Source organism: Streptomyces sp. NBC_00271, from assembly GCF_036178845.1.
Lineage (GTDB): Bacteria > Actinomycetota > Actinomycetes > Streptomycetales > Streptomycetaceae > Streptomyces.
In genome coordinates this window covers 5,793,074-5,810,196 of record NZ_CP108070.1, presented here as the reverse complement: position 1 = coordinate 5,810,196, position 17,123 = coordinate 5,793,074, and the positions used below count along the sequence as shown (strand labels likewise).

Genomic DNA, 17,123 nt, shown 5'->3' with positions numbered 1-17,123 from the left:
AATCGCTGGGGGCATGACAGATGACGCCAAGGCGAGTGGGCTGTCCGACGAAGAACGGCTTGCCCAGCTCGGCTATACGCAGGTTCTCGCCCGCCGCATGTCGGCGTTCTCCAACTACGCGGTCTCGTTCACGATCATCTCGGTTCTTTCGGGGTGTCTGACGCTGTATCTGTTCGGCATGAACACCGGCGGCCCCGCCGTGATCACTTGGGGGTGGGTCGCGGTCGGACTGATGACGCTGTTCGTCGGGCTGTCGATGGCCGAGATCTGTTCGGCCTATCCGACCTCGGCGGGGCTGTACTTCTGGGCCCACCGGCTGGCGCCCGCGAGGTCGGCCGCCGCCTGGGCCTGGTTCACGGGGTGGTTCAACGTCCTCGGGCAGGTCGCGGTGACCGCCGGGATCGACTTCGGTGCGGCGTCCTTCCTGGGCGCGTACCTGAACCTGCAGTTCGACTTCACGATCACGCCGGGCCGCACGATCCTGCTCTTCGCCGGGATCCTCGTCCTGCACGGGCTGCTGAACACCTTCGGGGTCCGGATCGTCGCCCTCCTCAACGACATCAGCGTGTGGTGGCACGTGCTGGGCGTCGGGGTGATCGTGGGCGCGCTGGCCTTCGTGCCGGACCACCATCAGTCGGCGTCCTTCGTGTTCACGCACTTCGTGAACAACACCGGCTGGGGCAGCGGTGTGTACGTCGTCCTCGTCGGCCTGCTGATGGCGCAGTACACCTTCACCGGGTACGACGCCTCCGCCCATATGACCGAGGAGACGCACGACGCGTCGACGGCGGGCCCGAAGGGCATCGTGCAGTCGATCTGGACCTCGTGGATCGCCGGATTCGTCCTGCTGCTGGGCTTCACCTTCGCCATCCAGTCGTACGACAAGGAGCTGGGCTCGGCGACGGGCGCGCCGCCGGCGCAGATCCTGCTCGACGCGCTGGGGGCGACGGCGGGCAAACTCCTGCTCCTGGTCGTGATCGGCGCGCAGCTCTTCTGCGGGATGGCGTCCGTCACCGCCAACAGCCGCATGATCTACGCGTTTTCGCGCGACGGGGCGCTGCCGTTCTCGCGGGTCTGGCACACCGTGAGCCCGCGCACCCGCACGCCGGTCGCGGCGGTGTGGCTGGCGGCACTGGGCGCGCTCGTGCTGGGGCTGCCGTACCTGATCAATGTGACGGCGTACGCGGCCGTGACGTCGATCGCCGTGATCGGGCTCTACATCGCGTACGTCATCCCGACGCTGCTGCGGCTGCGCAAGGGGGAGGCGTTCGAGCGGGGGCCGTGGCACCTGGGCCGCTGGTCGCGCGCGATCGGCGTCGTCTCGGTCGCCTGGGTCGTCGTGATCACGGTGCTGTTCATGCTGCCGCAGGTCTCGCCGGTCACCTGGGAGACCTTCAACTACGCCCCGGTCGCGGTCCTCGTCGTCCTCGGCTTCGCCGCGACCTGGTGGCTGGTGTCGGCCCGCCACTGGTTCCTCAACCCCGACCACGCCCGCACGGTCGCCCGCGTGACGGCGCGCAAGGACGCGCCCGAACCGGTTGATCCATAGGGCTGTTCGCTGTTGGCGTGGCCGGGACGCGGATACCCGATCGGAGTCCCGGCCACGTCCGGCTATGCTCGGGGATGCATCGGCACGGGATCGATACGGGCCGGCGTGTGGACCCTTAGCTCAATTGGCAGAGCAGTGGACTTTTAATCCATTGGTTGTGGGTTCGAGTCCCACAGGGTCTACCGAAAAGCCCCAGGTCAGAGGGAATCTGACCTGGGGCTTCGGTGTGCTTGGGGAGCGTGGGGCCCGAGGGCTCAGCCCGCCGTGAGCTCCGGCAGGGGGAGCGTGTGCTGGGTCTGGAGGACCTTGGCGCGCAGGTAGCGCACGTTGTGGGCGGTGGTGAAGACGCCCGTCGGGACGCGGTGGGAGACCGTGACGCCGAGGTCGCGCAGCTGCTCGGCCTTGTCCGGGTTGTTGGAGAGCAGGTCCAGGTCGTCGATGCCGAGGGCCTGGAGCATCTGGGCCGCCGCGGCGTAGTCGCGGCCGTCCTCGGGCAGGCCGAGGGCGGCGTTGGCGGCGTACGTGTCGAGGCCCTGGTCCTGGAGGGCGTACGCGTCGAGCTTGTTGTAGAGGCCGATGCCGCGGCCCTCCTGACGGAGGTACAGGAGCACTCCGCCGCGCTCCGCGATCTGCTCCACCGCCTCGCGCAGCTGCGGGCCGCAGTCGCAGCGGGCCGAGCCGAAGACGTCACCCGTCAGGCATTCGGAGTGGAGCCGCACCAGCGGGGTCGCGCCGGGCGTGCCGAGCACGACGGCGAGGTGCTCCTTGTCGTCGACGAGGCCGTGGAAGGTGACCAACTGCGCGTCGACCGAGTAGCCGTCGCCGAAGCGCAGGGGCACAGTGACGCGGGTGCGCACCGTGGCGGTGGGGAATTCGCGCATGTTGTCTCTCCGGTCCAGCGGGTGTGGTGCGAGTTGTGCCGGTGGTGCTTCAGTTTTGAAGCACTGCCTCGGAGACAGACAGTACACGGTGCTTTAAAGTTCAAGCAACGACTTTGCTCGATTCTGTGTCGTACGGCTCACTAAGAGTGCTGTCGTACGGGTCACGACGAACGCCGTTGCCGACTACGAGGAACGCCGTCGCCGACTCACGAAGAACGCCGTCGCCACGGCAGATCTTCCCCGCAGGCCCCGGGATTCTCCCCCTGGATGCCGCGGGTGATGGCCCCGCAGATCTCCTCCAGCTGCCCCACCTGCTCGGGGGTCAGCCGGTCGAAGACCGCCGTCATGACCTGCTCCGCGTGACCCGGCGCCGCCCGCTCCAGAACGGCCATCCCCTCGTCCGTGAGGACCGCGACCTGGGTGCGCTTGTCGCTGTGGCAGCCTTCTCGGCGCACCAGACCGTCGTTCGCCAGCCGGGTCACGCCGTACGTCAGCCGACTGCGGGTGATCTTCAGGATCTCGGCGAGGTCGGTCATCCGCAGCCGCCGGTCCGGCGCCTCGGACAGCATGGCCAGGATGGAGTAGTAAAGGTGGGGCATGCCGGTCTCGGCCTGGAGCTGCCGGTCGATCGTGTCCTCCAGGAGCGAGGCGGCGCCGATGTACGCGCGCCAGGCGCGCTGCTCGGCGGGGGAGAGCCAGCGGGTCGTCATGCCGCCAGTCTAGGTATTGTTTAAAACTTGAACCACTAGGAGCCCTGCGCTCGGAGCTGGAGAGTGCGCCCCATGCCCCACCCCTATGTCCTGTTGTCCGCCGCCGTCTCCCTCGACGGCTTCCTGGACGACACCGGCCCCGAACGCCTGCTGCTCTCGGGCCCGGCCGACTTCGACCGGGTCGACGAGGTACGGGCGTCCAGCGACGCGATCCTGATCGGCGCCGGCACCATCCGCGCGGACAATCCCCGACTGCTGGTCAACTCCGCCGAGCGGCGGGCGGCGCGGGTCGCCGCCGGGCGCCCGGAGTACCCGCTCAAGGTCACCGTCAGCGGTTCCGGCGACCTCGACCCGGACGCCCAGTTCTGGCACACGGGCGGCGAGAAGGTCGTCTATACGACGGACAAGGGCGCCGAGCGCGCCACCGACGCCCTGCGCGGACTGGACGTCGACGTGGTCCCGACCGGCGCCGAGCTGGACTGGCGCGTCCTGCTCGAACACCTCCACGACGTCCGCGGGGTGCGGCGGCTCATGGTCGAGGGCGGGGGGCGCGTGCACACCCAGCTGATGACACAGGGGCTGGCGGACGAGTTGCAGCTCGCCGTCGCGCCGCTCTTCGTGGGGGAGCCGGACGCGCCACGGCTGTTCGGGCCCGGGGGATATCCGCCGGGCCGGATGCGGCTGGTGGAGACGCGACCGGTCGGGGACGTCGTCCTCGTCCGCTACGTCCCCACCGCACCCGGGGAAGGCGCCCTCGCCTCCGCCGCGGACCGGCACTGGCTGGGCGTCGCCTGTGAGCTGGCGGCGCTGTGCCCGCCCTCGGAGACGGCGTTCAGCGTGGGGGCGGTGGTGGTGGCGGCCGACGGCACCGAGCTGGCGCGCGGGCACTCGCGGGAGGGCGACGACCCCGTCGTGCACGCCGAGGAGGCGGCGCTCGCGAAGATCGATCCCGCGGATCCGCGGCTGCGCTCCGCCACCGTGTACAGCAGCCTGGAGCCGTGTGCGCGGCGGGCGTCCCGGCCCGCGCCCTGTGCGCGGCTGATCCTCGACGCGGGGGTACGGCGGGTGGTCACCGCGTGGCGCGAGCCCGACACGTTCGTGACGGAGGCCGACGGGAACGGTCTGCTCGTGGCCGCGGGGGCGGACGTCGTCGTACTGCCGGAGTTCGAGGAGCGGGCCGTGGCGCCCAATCGTCACCTTCTCGCGGCCGGCTAGGGGCGGCCCCGCGGTCGTCCGCGAAAAGCCTGGTGAATCGGGCCCCGCGGATGGCGTACACTAATTTCAACGACGCGGGGTGGAGCAGCTCGGTAGCTCGCTGGGCTCATAACCCAGAGGTCGCAGGTTCAAATCCTGTCCCCGCTACTGAAGGCCAAGGGCCGGAACTCGGAAACGAGTTCCGGCCCTTGGTTTTTTCCCGTTCACCGTCCCGGTTTTCTTGCCGCCGGATTTCCCGATTGCCGTCCCGCCCCGATTTTCCCTGCCGACCCGACTTTCTGTAGTCTTCCGCTCACTATGAGTTGTCATCGGTGGCTGGTCCGGCGCGCGCCGGCGCTCGCGCTGCTGCTCGCCGTGTGCGCGCTGTTCCTCGGGGCCTGTCACGGCGGTCATGACTTCGTGCCGGACGGCGGGACCGTTGTCGCCCCGGCCGGGCACCACCACGGGCGCGGCGGAGCGGGCGGCGTCCGGTGGTCGGCCTCGGACTGACGTGTCCCCCGGTCGGCCCCTCACCGCTCGCCCCCCGCCCCCGTCCCGGGAAGCCTGGACGGGTGGGGCAGCAGCAAGGAGGCGCGCGGTGGGCCGAGGAGCCGTACGGCGAGCCGGGCGAGGAGTCGTGTGACGAGCCGTACGACCGGTCCGGTGGGCGGTTGCCCGAGGACCCCGTGCCCGATCCCGGACTCGGGGACGAGTCGGAGCCCCGCCCGGCCGACGCGGACCGGTGCCGGATCTCCTGCGCGCGCAGCCTCGTCCGGGTGCTGCCCGCGCTGCTCATCCTGGTCGGCGCGTTCTACGACTACTTCACCCCGATGGCCTTCACCGCGGGCCCCCTCTTCACGGCCGCGCCGCTCGTGGCCGCCCCGCTCTTCTCGCTGCGCGGCACCGTGCTCACCGGCGTCGCGGCGCTCGTCGCGGTGCTCACGACCCACATCCGGCTCGGCATCGTCTTCAAGGTGGACGCGCTCACGGAGGTCGCCACCGTGGCGACCGTCGGCGTGCTGGCCGTGCTCATCAACATCCTCGTCCGCCGCACCGACGAACGACTCGCCTCGGCCCACCAGATCGCCGAGGCGGTCCAGCGTGCCGTCCTGCCGGAACCCGACCAGCGGATCGGCGGCCTCGACGTCGCGGCGCGCTACGAGGCCGCGCAGGCGGGCGCGTTCATCGGCGGCGACCTGTACGCGGTGCAGGACTCCCCGCACGGCGTACGGCTGGCGGTGGGCGACGTACGAGGGAAGGGCATGGACGCGGTGGCCGCCGTCGCGGTGCTCATCGGGGCGTTCCGGGAGGCGGCCGAGCAGGAGGCCACGCCGGAGGCGGTCGCGCAGCGGCTGGAGCGGGCGCTGGCCCGCGAGGGCACCCGGCGCGGGGGCGTCGACGCCTTCGAGGGGTTCACCACCGCCGTCCTCGCGGAGATCACGCACGAGGGCGGCCTCGTAAGGATCGTCAACCGAGGCCACCCGCCACCGCTGCTCCTGCACGCGGACGGAACACTGGTCACGCTCGCCGCCGCGAACCCCGCACTGCCGCTCGGCATGGGCGAGTTGGGCAGCTGGCCGGACCGTGCCGAGGAGACGGAGTTCCCGCACGGGGCCACGCTCCTCTTCCACACGGACGGACTGTCCGAGGCCCGCGACGCGCAGGGGCGCTTCTACGATCCGGCCGCGCGCCTGGCCGGACGGACCTTCCCCGGCCCCGACGCCCTGCTGGCCACGCTCGTGGAGGAGGTCCGGCGGCACACGGGTGGCGCCCTGACGGACGACATGGCCCTGCTCGCCGTACGGCGGCCGTAGCCACGGAAGGGGCTTTCTTGATCGATGTCACGAGGGGTGATCGGTCGATGCCCCTCCGCATAACGACTGACGCACCGTCAAATAACCGCCAAGTAGGGAAGCGCGGCCAACTCGCCCGAATTCCGCCGGTCGTGGGCGGTAAGTCCTGGCCGAAAGTCGTTAATGATCAGTACGAACAGCTTGGAATCCGGTACCCGCGTCTATTAACGTTCGATAACGCAGCGCGGTCGTCCCAGCCGTCACAAGAGTCGGCTCCGTGCGCACGCGCCGAATCCCGCGAGGGAACCGGGGAACCACCAACTTGGGGTGAATCGAGCGTCTTTCACGGTGGAGACACCGTGGGTTGACGCGCGTAGGAGACCTTCCTGCTCCGAACCCGTCAGCTAACCCGGTAGGCGAGAAGGAAGGAAAGGAGCACGCCCACGTGGCGTCCAACCGGCCCGCCCAGCCCACTTCGTTCCCGCCGAACGACACCCAGACTTTTGGCTACGCCTACGGCAAGGACGAGGGCCCCTGGGAGGAGTGGAACCCCACCGAGGATTCCATCCGTCCCCTCCGCGGCCGGCACCGCGTCTCCAAGCAGCGCGGCGGGGGACTCGCCCGCAGCTCCACGGTCCTCGGTGTCGGCGTCATCGCCGCCGTCGGCGCGGGCGGCATGGCCACCGCGGCGCCCGGCAAGCCGCCGGTCTCCATCTCGCTGCCCGACCTCTCCTCGGTCACCGAATCGGCCAAGGCACTGATATCCGACGGCGGTCCCAGCACGCCGAAGGGCTCCGCCACCCCGCTCACCAGCGCCGGTGTGACCAGCGCCGACGCCGCGCAGGGCAACACGGACGCGGGCGAGGCGCTGCGCGCCCGCATCATCCAGCAGGCCGAGTCGCAGCAGGACCAGATCGACAAGGCGGCCCAGGACGCCGCCGAGGCCGCCGCCGCGAAGAAGGCGGTCGCGCTGGCCGCCCAGCAGAAGGACGACGCCGAGGCCAAGGTCGCCGCCGCGAAGAAGAAGGCGGACGAGGACGCCAAGCAGAAGGCCGAGGCCGCGCGCCTCGCCGAGCTCGCCAAGAGCTACTCGCTGCCGACCTCCTCGTACACCCTGACCTCCCGCTTCGGTGACGCCGGTTCCATGTGGTCCTCCGGCTATCACACCGGCCTCGACTTCGCGGCCCCCACCGGCACGCTGATCAAGGCCGTCCACAGCGGCACGATCACGGAGGCGGGCTGGGCCGGCTCGTACGGCTACCGCACCATCCTCACCCTCGACGACGGCACGGAGCTGTGGTTCTGCCACCAGTCGTCCATCAGCGTCAGCGTGGGGCAGAAGGTGGCCACCGGCGACGTCATCGGGCGCGTGGGCGCGACCGGCAACGTGACCGGGCCGCATCTGCACCTGGAGGTTCACCCGGGCGGCGGCAGCGCGATCGACCCGATGGCGTGGCTGCAGAGCAAGGGCATCAACCCCTGATCGTTCCCAGGGGCCGTGTGCGGAATACGGCAATCCGGTACGCCTGTTGAAATAAGGCATGACTTCCCTTCGCAAGCTCGGCTCCTCCGACCTCGAGGTCTTCCCGCTCTCCCTCGGCGGCAACGTCTTCGGCTGGACCGCCGACGAGGCGCAGTCCTTCGCCGTGCTCGACGCCTACACGGCCGGGGGCGGCAACTTCGTCGACACCGCCGACGGCTACTCCGCGTGGGTCCCCGGCCACAAGGGCGGTGAGTCGGAGACGGTCATCGGCAAGTGGTTCGCCGCGCGCGGCAACCGCTCCGATGTCGTCCTCGCCACCAAGGTCAGTACCCACCCCGAGTACAAGGGCCTGTCCCCGGCGAACATCAGGGCCGCCGCCGACGCCTCGCTGCGCCGCCTCGGAACGGACTACATCGACCTCTACTACACCCACTTCGACGACACCTCGGTGCCGGTCGAGGAGATCATCGGCGCGCTGGACGAACTGGTCCGGGCCGGCAAGGTCCGGGAGATCGCCGCCTCCAACATCTCCGCCGAGCGGCTCGCGGAGTCCGTGGAGTTCTCCGACCGCGAGGGTCTCGCGCGCTACGTCGCCCTCCAGCCGCACTACAACCTCGTCTCGCGCGACACCTACGAGGGCCCGCTCCAGGAGGTCGCCTCCCGGACCGGCCTGGCCGCCGTCCCCTACTTCGCGCTCGCGTCCGGCTTCCTCACCGGCAAGTACCGCCCGGGTACGACGGTCGAGTCCGCGCGGGCCGCGGGCGCGGGCAAGCACCTCGACACCGAGCGCGGCATCCGCGTCCTGGCCGCCCTCGACGAGGTCGCCGTGGCCCATGACGCCGAGGTCGCCACGGTCGCCCTCGCCTGGCTCGCCGCCCGGCCGACGGTCGCGGCGCCCATCGCCTCCGCACGGACGGTCGAGCAGCTGCCGGCCCTGCTGGCGGTCGCCGACCTGACCCTGACGGACGCGGAGGTGGCCAGGCTGACGGAAGCGTCCGCCTGAGAGCTAAGACTGGTAGGGGTTGTACGCGGGGTACGGCGTCGCCGGGGCGGGATACGGGGTCGTCGCGCCGGCGGGGTACGGGGGCGCGCCGGCGGGGTTCGCCTGGCCGGGCACCGGCGCGTAGCCGTACCCGGGCCACGGCGGCGGTAGCTGCGGCGGCACCGGTACGGCCGGGGCCGACGTGTGGGCCGCGTACGCGAGGGAGGGGCGGGCGATCTCCCGGCGGCGCCACAGCTCGTGCAGCAACTCCCGCTCCCGTACGACGAAGTCGGCGTTGGCGCGGCCACTGCGCCCCCGGTGCCGCAGAAACGCCAGCGAGGTCGCGTACGCCTCGTACTGGGCGACCGAGCGCGCCGCCGCCCTGCCGAAGTGGTGGGCGGCGTACTCGCGGGCCAGCCGCCGCGCCCGCATCGAGCCGAGCACGTACGGCTCGGGCGGGGTGAGCCAACCGGCCGCCGCATACGCCGGAAGTTCGGTCCGTACGGTCTTCAGCTCCCGCTGCCGGGTCCAGATGACGAGGAAGGTGAGCAGACCGAACGCGGGCACCATGAACGCCCCGTACACCGCGTAGAAGCCGTACTCCCCGAAGTTAGACGAGCCGTTCCACATGGAGTGCATGCCCATCGCGAGCAGCAGTCCGGTCAGGGGCAGCAGGACGCGGCGCACATGCTGGCGCTCGGCGGACAGCGCCGCGATGCCGAAGCCGATGCCGGTGAGCACCGTGAACAGGGGGTGCGCGAAGGGCGACATCACGACGCGGACGAAGAAGGTCGCGGCGGTGACGGAGGCCAGGCCGCGGTCGCCGTTGAGCTGGTCCGTGCCGAAGGCGGTGCCGAGATAGAGGATGTTCTCGGTGAAGGCGAAGCCGGTCGCGGTGACTCCGGCTATGACGACCCCGTCGACGATCCCCGTGAAGTCCCGGCGGCGGAAGAGGAAGACCAGGAGCACGGCGGCGGCCTTCGCGGACTCCTCCACGATCGGCGCGATGACGGTCGCGCCGAGGGTGTCGGCGCTGGACGGGTCGGCGGTGGCGGTCGCTATCCATCTGGTCGCGAAACTGTTGGCGACGATCGCTATCAGCGCCGCCGCGCAGGCGCCCCACGCGAAGGCGAAGAGCAGATTGCGCCAGGGGCCGGGCTCCACCCGGTCCAGCCAGCGGAACGCGGCGACGAGGAGCGGCACGGGCAGCACGGCGAGGCCGAGCCCGACCAGGAAGCCCTCGGTGCCGGTCTGTTGGCGGACCAGGGCCAGGATGACGAGGCCGGAGAGCGCGAGCAGGGTGATCAGCGCGCCGTAGCGCACCCACTTCCGCTGCCACCAGTGCGCGTGCCGCAGTGCACCGTCGGCCGGCCCACCGGTGGGACCGCCGGGATACGTCGGGTACGGGGGAAAGGTGGCCACGGCATTGACCCTAACGAGGGAGGGGCGCTGCCCGCGACGGCGCCTGGTGGTGTGCGTCCGCGGGTCTTCAGTCGCCGGATGTGTCCTGGTCTCGGTGCTGTACGCGCCGGAACAGGAGGTCGTTCACCACATGACCCTTCTCCAGTCCCTGACCCTCGAAACGGGTCAGCGGCCGGAAGTCCGGACGAGGCGCGTAACCGCCGTCCGGCCGGGTGTTCTCGAAGTCCGGGTGCGCGCTCAGCACTTCCAGCATCTGCTCGGCGTACGGCTCCCAGTCGGTCGCGCAGTGCACGAGGGCGCCGGGCCTGAGGCGGGTCGCGACGAGGCTGAGGAACTCCGGCTGGATCAACCGCCGCTTGTGGTGCCGCTTCTTGGGCCAGGGATCGGGAAAGTACACGCGCAGCCCGCTCAGGGAATCCGGCGTGAGCATCTCCCTGAGCAGAATGATCGCGTCACCGTTGCCGACGCGGATGTTGGTGAGTCCGCGCTGGTCCGCGAGATTGAGCAGGTTGCCCTGCCCCGGCGTGTGCACGTCGACGGCGAGGATCCCCGTCTCCGGGTCCTCCGCCGCCATCCGCGCGGTGGCCTCGCCCATCCCGAACCCGATCTCCAGCACGACGGGCCGCTCGCCCCCGAACAACTCCGCGAGATCGATCACCCGCTGCCCGTCGATGTCGAGCCCCCACTTGGGCCACAGCCGCTGCAACGCGTCCGCCTGGCCCGTGGTGACCCGGCTGCGCCGCGGCTGGAAACTCCGGATCCGCCGCTCGAAGTGCGATCCGGCGGGGTCGGCCTTCGGCCCGTCGGGGAACCGGGGCTCCCCCTTGGCCCGGACAGGCCGATGGGGCTCACCTCCGGCGACGGAGCTGGACCGGGGCTCTTCGGGGGAGTCAATGGAGTCAGACACAGTGAGGACGATTTTACGGCGCCCCCGAGACCACTCTCCCGCCGCCGCGGGCGGGGGCTTCGCCCCGCATCCCACGCCCGCCCGAGTTCGTTCGGCTGACGGCCGGTGGGGGCTGGTCGCGCAGTTCCCCGCGCCCCTGAGGCGGGGGCTGCGCCCCGCATTCCTCGCCCGGCCGGTTCGTTTGGCTGCGGGGCCGGTGGGGGCTGGGCGCGCAGTTCCCCGCGCCCCTTGAGGGCGCTGGCGCGCATCTTTCAGCCTGTCCGGCGTTTGAGGACGAGGCCGTTCAGGCCGATGCGGGGTCAGGGGCGGAGCCCTGCGGGGGTCGAGGGGGCGGAGTCCCTGGGGATGGGTTGGGTAGGGGCGGCGGGGGCGAGGGACTCAGGGCGGTCACCCCGTCACGTCCCCGCCAGCACCCCCAGTGCCCGCCGCGCAACCTCGCGCCCGATCGGGAGCGACGCCGTGGCGGCGGGAGACGGCGCGTTCAGGACGTGCACGGTCCGCGGACCCTCCTCGATGAGGAAGTCGTCCACCAGGGTGCCGTCCCTCAGGACGGCCTGGGCCCGGACACCCGCCGAGGCCGGGACCAGGTCGTCCGGCGTCACCGCCGGCAGCAGCCGCCGCACGGCCCCGGTGAACGCCGCCTTGGACACCGACCGCCGCAGCTCCCCCGCCCCGTACCGCCAGTGCCGCCGCGCCATCCGCCAGGAACCGGGCCACGCCACGGCCGCGCCCACCTCACGGGGCCGGACGACCCCCCACCCGTACCCCTCCCGGGCGAGCGCGGGCACCGCATTGGGCCCGATGTGGACATCTCCGTCGATCCCCCGGGTGAGGTGCACGCCGAGGAAGGGGAAGGCGGGGTCGGGGACCGGGTAGACCAGGCCGTGGACCAGCTCGGGACGCGCCAGGGAGTAGTACTCGCCGCGGAAGGGGATGATCCGCATGCCGGGCTCGTCCCCGGCCAGGCGCGCGATCTCGTCGCAGTGCAGCCCGGCGCAGTTGACCAGCACCCGTCCCCGCACGACCGCCCCGTCCTCCGTGCCGACGGCGACACCGAGCGCGGGCCGACGGTCGATGCGGACGACCTGCGCCCCGTACCGGATCTCCGCCCCGGAGGACTCGGCGAGCTGCCGGGCCACGGCGACGAAGTCGCACACTCCCGTCGTGCCGACGTGGATCGCGGCGAGCCCGCGCACCTGCGGCTCGTACTCCGCTATCTGGGCGGGGCCCAGCTCCCGCACCGGAATCCCGTTTTCCCGGCCGCGCTGCACGAGCCCGTGCAGACGGGGCAGCTCGGCCTTCTCCGTGGCGACGATCAGCTTTCCGGTGACGGCGTGCGCGATGTCGTACTCCGCGCAGAACTTCACCATCTCGGCGGCGCCCCGCACGGCGTACCGCGCCTTCAGCGAGCCGGGCCGGTAGTAGATCCCGCTGTGGATCACACCGCTGTTGCGCCCCGTCTGATGTCGGGCGGGGCCCTGCTCCTTCTCCAGCACCGTCACCCGCGTGCCCGGCGCGGCGCGCGTGATCGCATAGGCCGTCGCCAGGCCGACGATCCCGCCGCCGATCACCAGCACATCGCAGTCGTAAGCGACCCGCACCTGTTCCACCTCCCGGCTTCAAGAGTGCACTGCGCCACTGACAACGCCTTCAAACCCAGGAAGTGGGCCGCGCCCCCGAAGGGGCGCGGGGAACTGCGCGCTCAGCCACCCACGGCCCGCAGTTGGCCACCGCCTTCCCGGCGGAGCGCCTACGCCGGGGTCATCAGCAGCGGCCGTGCCCGCTCCCTCAGCTCCACCACACGTGGTTCGTCGCCGTAGGGCTCCAGACGGTGCAGAAGGTCCTTCACGTACTCCGTCGTGCGCGCGGAGGAAATCCGCCCGGCGACCTCCACCGCCCGTACGCCCTGCTCGCATGCCGCGTCGAGATTGCCCGACTCGAGCTCGGCGACCGCCGACACCACCAGTCGCAGACCGTGGGAGCGTACGAACTCCTCCGTCGGCTTCGACAGTGCCTGCTCGGTGAAGCGGCGCACCTGGCGCGGCGCCTTCAGGTCGCGGTAGCACTCGGCCGCGTCGGCCGCGAAACGGTCGTACGAGTAGAAGCCGAGCCAGCTCGGGTCGTGGTCGCCGTCCCGGGCCCGCTCCAGCCAGCCCTCGGCGGCCTTCAGGGCTCCGCCGGCCGCCTGGGCGTCACCCGCGCGCGCGTGGGCGCGTGCCTCGACGAGACGGAAGAAGCTCATGGTGCGGGCGGTGGCGAGCCCCCGGTTGCGCTCCAGGGCGGCCTGGGCGAGGTCGACACCCTCGTCGCCGAAGCCGCGGTAGGTCGCCTGGAGGGACATGGAGGCCAGTACATAGCCGCCCAGAGGGACGTCGGCGGCGGCTCGGGCCAGGCGCAGGGCCTGGATGTAGTAGCGCTGGGCGGCCTCCTGCTGGCCCGTGTCGAAGGCCATCCAGCCCGCCAGGCGGGTCAGCTCGGCACTCGCCCCGAAGAGGGCTCTGCCCACTTCGTCGGAGTAGGCGCCGAGCAACAGCGGGGCCGCCTCGACCCGCAGACATTCCGGCACCATCGACGAACGCCAGTCGCCACCCCCGTACTTGGAGTCCCAGCGCCTGGCGTCCTCTGCTGCCTCGCGGAGCTTCTGCACGTCGCTGTGGCCGACTTTCAGTGGTGCCCCGGAGCCCTCGGAAGGGTTCACGTCCCGCGCCACCGAACTGTCGGCCGGGGTTATCAGCCACCGTGAGGCGGGAGTCGCGTAAGCGCTCACTGCGAAGGATCCCGCCAGGGACTGCCAGATGCCGCCGCCGCCGGCCCGGCGGCCGGCGAGGTCCAGGCGGTACAGCTCGGTGGCGGACCGCACCGCCTGCCCGACGTCACGGGGGAAGGCGAGGCCCACTTCGGGCGCGGGATCCGCGTCCGCCAGGCCGATCTCGTGGAGCGGCACCGGGCGGCCGAGCTTCTGACCGATGGCGGCCGCGATGAGATGCGGCGCCGCACCCTGCGGCACCATTCCCTTCGACACCCAGCGCGCCACCGACGTCTTGTCGTAGCGAAGAGTCAACCCGCGTTGAGCGCCAAGATCGTTGACGCGCCGCGCGAGTCCTGCATTGCTGATTCCCGCGAGGGCGAGAACGGCGCCGAGTTTTTCGTTCGGCCCGCGTTGCTCCCTGGACATGCGCCACCCCTCGACACAGACGGCTGCCGCGCTGGCATAACCATGCGGCATTCGTAAACCCAGCGTAGTTCGCCGCATCCCAAGCGTTAAGGGGCGTTGTTCCGGATGGCGGGATTGTGGTCCGTACGGAAGTACGGACGGTTGCATCGTGCTCCCGTTGTGTGGCTGTGCGCCCGTCCGTGCGCTCTTCTCCGGCCATCGGGGGAGCGCTTCCATGGATCGTGCGTGGGTCGGCCCGCTGTACTGGATCCAGTGGGCTGGGGGACACCGCCGCCTACATCCCCGCGGGCGGCGGACCGGTCCGGGAGGCGAACTCCGCCTCCCGGACTGTGCGTTGCCGGAGCGGCGCGCAGGGCCTGTACGGAGCGTGTGCACGCCTGTCCGCCCGCAGCCGATTTGGCCGAAAATCGACGGTGGCCTTTGCGGGCAAATAGCGCTCCCACCACGTCACTTGAGGGCGCATGAGGTGCTTTCGGGGAGCGTACCGGGGGCGCATTCGCGTCGCCGATCCACCCCCGCCCACTCGTCGTTCCCAGTGAATCCTTCGTGATCACCTTGCCTCGGGCGGGTGTTCGCATCTGCTTCGGATCGGCTTTGCAGTGGCCTCCCAACGGCGCGAACGTATTCGCGGGGGCGCATTCCAGGGGGCGCAAGCCGCCCCAGAGGCCCTCCCGTACGCGGTCTTCGTGGCAGCATGGAGCCGAGTTCGTACGGTGCACTGGTTGTCCACAGCCTGTGGAGGCGTCGATGCGGTGGTTGGTGGGGTGGAGCAGTACCGCCGCCCGAGCGCCCGAGATCGGCTTGGCGGGCGCCACCGGAAGCGACGGCGAGACCGTGCACCCGGTGGGCTCCCAACTCCTGTGGGGCGACCCCGATCCGCTCTGGGCGGTCGGCGACTGGCGCCCCGACGAGGTCCGCGTCATCAAGGCCGACGCGCAGAACCGGATCGCCGTCCTCGGCACCTGCGGGGCGAGCGACGAGGAACTCAAGGTCGGCCTCTTCGCCGCGCGCGGCGGGGCACTGCGCCACCTCACCGCCTGGTCCGGCAGCTACACCGCCGTCGTCCAGGTCGGCCGCCGCACCACCGTCGCGGGCGACCTCGCGGGCGCGCGGCCCGTCTTCCACACCCCCTGGGCGGGCGGTACGGCCTACGCGACCGCGGCCCTGCCGCTGGCCGACCTCATCGAGGCCAACCTCGACTTCGGGCACCTGGCGGCCCTGCTCGCCGCCCCCGACGTACCGGCCGCGGTCCACGACTCGACCCCGTACGAAGGCGTACGACGCATTCCGCCGGGGCACGCGCTGATCCTGCGCGCGGGTGCCCGCGAGGTCGCCGGCTACGAGCCCGTCGCCTCCCTCGCCGTCGCCGCGCCCACCGCGGATCCCGACCGCGCGGTGGACGGCGTCCGGGACGCCTTGGTGGAGGCCGTACGCGCGCGCCTCGCCGCTCCCCGGCACGTACCCGGGACCGACATCGACCCCGGGCCCGTACCCGGGATGGGGCCCGCGGAGCGGCGCGCGGCGCGTGGGATGCCCGTACCGGGAATCGGGGCCGACCTCTCCGGAGGGCCCGCCTCCGGGACGCTGGCCCTGCTCGCGGCGGGGCTGCCGGGGGCGCCCGGCACGGTCCTCGGGCACGGCACGGGCGCCGGTGAGCGGCTCCTCGCCGTCACCTTCAACGACCTCGCCGTGCGCGGACGGGAGGCCGAGGTGGAGCGGGCCGGGACGCTCGCCGCGAACCCCCGGCTGCACCACGTGGTCGTCGCCGGGGGCGAGGAGACGCTTCCGTACGCCGAGCTGGAGGGGCCGCTGACGGACGAGCCGGGCCCCTCGCTGGTGACGGCGGCGCGGCACCGTGCGCGGCTGTCCTCCGGCAGCGCGGACCACTTCACGGGATACGGGGCCCGGCAGGTCCTGGACGCGCACCCCGCGCGGCTGGCCGACCTGCTGATGGACCGCAAGAGACGCCATCTGGTCCGGCCCGTCGCCGCGTTGGCGAAGGCGGACGGGTCCGTCATGGTTCCCGCGCGCGTGTACGGCGCCGCGCGCAAGCTCGCCCGTACGCCGTACCGGACCGGCGTCGACGTTCTCGCCGACCGGCTGCTGCACCGGCGCTTCGACGAACCGGGAGGCGCGGTGGGTGCGTCACTCGCTGCGCTCACCTGGGCCAGGCCTGGTCCCGCGGCGCGTTGGCTGACCGGTGAGGCGCTGGCTGAAGTATCGGTTCGCCTCCAAGGAGTCGCAGGTCGGACGGGGGTGGTCGGTCCCGGGCAGCGGCCCGGTGACTTCCGCGCCCGGGCGGCGCTCGCGCGCCACGCCGCCGATCTTCGCGTCCTGGAACAGGCCGCCGGGATCCGCTTCCAGCGGCTGCACGCGCCGTTCCTGGACAACCAGGTCGTCCGCGCGTGCCGTGAGTTGCCGGAGGCGCTGCGGGTCCAGCCCGGGGCGCGCGCCGCGATCCTCCGGACCGTCCTGGAGGGCGCCGGGGTGGCCGACCTGCCGCCCGGCTGGGGCGCGCCCTCGCACGCGTCCTCGGCGGCGGCCGCGCGGACGGGGTTGCGGGTGGCCGCGGATTCCCTGATCGCCTTGTTCGACACTCCTCTGCTGGCGCAGGCGGGGCTCGTCGAGGCACGCGTCGTCCGCAAGGCCCTGCGGGCGGCCGCGGCGGGGGAGCCGCTGCCGCTGGACGGGCTGGCGGATCTGGTCTCCCTGGAACTGTGGCTGCGCCGCCTGCTGGCCCGCCGCGGCACCTGCTGGACGGGCACGCCCGCCCGCCAACGGGCCGTACCCGCGGGGATCGTGCCGCAGGGGCGGGCGTTGGGGGCGGGGGCCGGGGGGCGGGGCTAGCCGCCGGATCGTCCCTGGGTCGTCTCCGGGCCGTCGTTGGGTCGGGGCCGTGCCGGTACGTCGAGCCCGTCGCCGCCGGATCAGGCCTTGCCCTACAAGGAGCCACTTCCAGACCCGAACGTAAGCGACGGGCTTACGACGCACCGGCACGGCCCCTTCCGCACGCGGACGCCTGCGGGC

Annotated in this window: 13 protein-coding genes, 2 tRNA genes and 1 riboswitch; of the genes, 9 read left to right on the top strand and 6 right to left on the bottom strand. The window is 71.8% G+C overall.

All coding sequences use genetic code 11. The features are described 5' to 3' along the window. Window positions 1–13: 13 nt before the first annotated feature. Together OG798_RS26505 and OG798_RS26500 are read left to right on the top strand one after the other, a co-directional pair. Entirely contained in the window at window positions 14–1,549 is a 1,536-nt protein-coding gene (locus OG798_RS26505) for an amino acid permease (protein ID WP_097225450.1), read from the top strand. A 109-nt stretch (window positions 1,550–1,658) separates the two neighbouring features. Further along, window positions 1,659–1,731, top strand: a tRNA-Lys gene (locus OG798_RS26500). Between the two features lie 72 nt (window positions 1,732–1,803). Here the strand turns inward: OG798_RS26500 and OG798_RS26495 are convergent. Both OG798_RS26495 and OG798_RS26490 read right to left on the bottom strand, forming a co-directional pair. Next, entirely contained in the window at window positions 1,804–2,430 is a 627-nt protein-coding gene (locus OG798_RS26495) for a GTP cyclohydrolase II (protein ID WP_328757761.1), read from the bottom strand. Window positions 2,431–2,636: 206 nt separating this feature from the next. Beyond that, window positions 2,637–3,140: a MarR family winged helix-turn-helix transcriptional regulator gene (locus OG798_RS26490; protein ID WP_095853848.1), complete on the bottom strand. Its 504-nt coding sequence runs from the start codon at window positions 3,138–3,140 to the stop codon at window positions 2,637–2,639. Window positions 3,141–3,212: 72 nt separating this feature from the next. On the opposite strand from OG798_RS26490, the gene OG798_RS26485 reads away from it, so the two are divergent. From OG798_RS26485 to OG798_RS26460, 6 genes are all read left to right on the top strand, one after another. Then, window positions 3,213–4,355 (top strand): dihydrofolate reductase family protein, encoded by a 1,143-nt coding sequence (locus OG798_RS26485; RefSeq protein WP_097225451.1) that lies wholly within the window; start codon window positions 3,213–3,215, stop codon window positions 4,353–4,355. Between the two features lie 73 nt (window positions 4,356–4,428). Beyond that, window positions 4,429–4,502, top strand: a tRNA-Met gene (locus OG798_RS26480). 150 nt (window positions 4,503–4,652) lie between these two features. Then, window positions 4,653–4,844, top strand: a complete 192-nt coding sequence (locus OG798_RS26475) for a hypothetical protein (protein WP_097225452.1) — start codon at window positions 4,653–4,655, stop codon at window positions 4,842–4,844. A gap of 176 nt (window positions 4,845–5,020) precedes the next feature. Beyond that, the gene (locus OG798_RS26470) at window positions 5,021–6,148 is read left to right on the top strand and encodes a PP2C family protein-serine/threonine phosphatase (protein ID WP_413253654.1); all 1,128 of its coding nucleotides are present in this window, start codon (window positions 5,021–5,023) and stop codon (window positions 6,146–6,148) included. Window positions 6,149–6,403: 255 nt separating this feature from the next. Beyond that, a riboswitch (cyclic di-AMP (ydaO/yuaA leader) is annotated at window positions 6,404–6,561 on the top strand. An 11-nt stretch (window positions 6,562–6,572) separates the two neighbouring features. Further along, on the top strand, window positions 6,573–7,610 hold the full coding sequence (locus OG798_RS26465; protein ID WP_095853851.1) for a M23 family metallopeptidase: 1,038 nt from the start codon (window positions 6,573–6,575) through the stop codon (window positions 7,608–7,610). Between the two features lie 58 nt (window positions 7,611–7,668). Continuing rightward, a complete protein-coding gene (locus tag OG798_RS26460) occupies window positions 7,669–8,613 on the top strand; it encodes an aldo/keto reductase (protein WP_095853852.1) in 945 nt (314 codons plus the stop codon). 3 nt (window positions 8,614–8,616) lie between these two features. Here the strand turns inward: OG798_RS26460 and OG798_RS26455 are convergent, their stop codons facing one another. The 4 genes from OG798_RS26455 to OG798_RS26440 all read right to left on the bottom strand — a co-directional run bounded on the left by OG798_RS26455 (window position 8,617) and on the right by OG798_RS26440 (window position 14,096). After that, window positions 8,617–10,014, bottom strand: coding sequence for a PrsW family intramembrane metalloprotease (locus tag OG798_RS26455; RefSeq protein WP_097225454.1), 1,398 nt, complete (start codon window positions 10,012–10,014; stop codon window positions 8,617–8,619). A gap of 67 nt (window positions 10,015–10,081) precedes the next feature. Next, entirely contained in the window at window positions 10,082–10,921 is an 840-nt protein-coding gene (gene trmB, locus OG798_RS26450; protein WP_121415692.1) for a tRNA (guanosine(46)-N7)-methyltransferase TrmB, read from the bottom strand. A 395-nt stretch (window positions 10,922–11,316) separates the two neighbouring features. Beyond that, window positions 11,317–12,522, bottom strand: a complete 1,206-nt coding sequence (lhgO, locus tag OG798_RS26445) for an L-2-hydroxyglutarate oxidase (protein ID WP_413253559.1) — start codon at window positions 12,520–12,522, stop codon at window positions 11,317–11,319. Window positions 12,523–12,671: 149 nt separating this feature from the next. Further along, window positions 12,672–14,096: an MFS transporter gene (locus tag OG798_RS26440; protein ID WP_121415694.1), complete on the bottom strand. Its 1,425-nt coding sequence runs from the start codon at window positions 14,094–14,096 to the stop codon at window positions 12,672–12,674. Window positions 14,097–14,843: 747 nt separating this feature from the next. Between OG798_RS26440 and OG798_RS26435 the strand changes: the two genes are divergently transcribed. Continuing rightward, entirely contained in the window at window positions 14,844–16,943 is a 2,100-nt protein-coding gene (locus tag OG798_RS26435; RefSeq protein ID WP_328757760.1) for an asparagine synthase-related protein, read from the top strand. Window positions 16,944–17,123 lie beyond the last annotated feature (180 nt).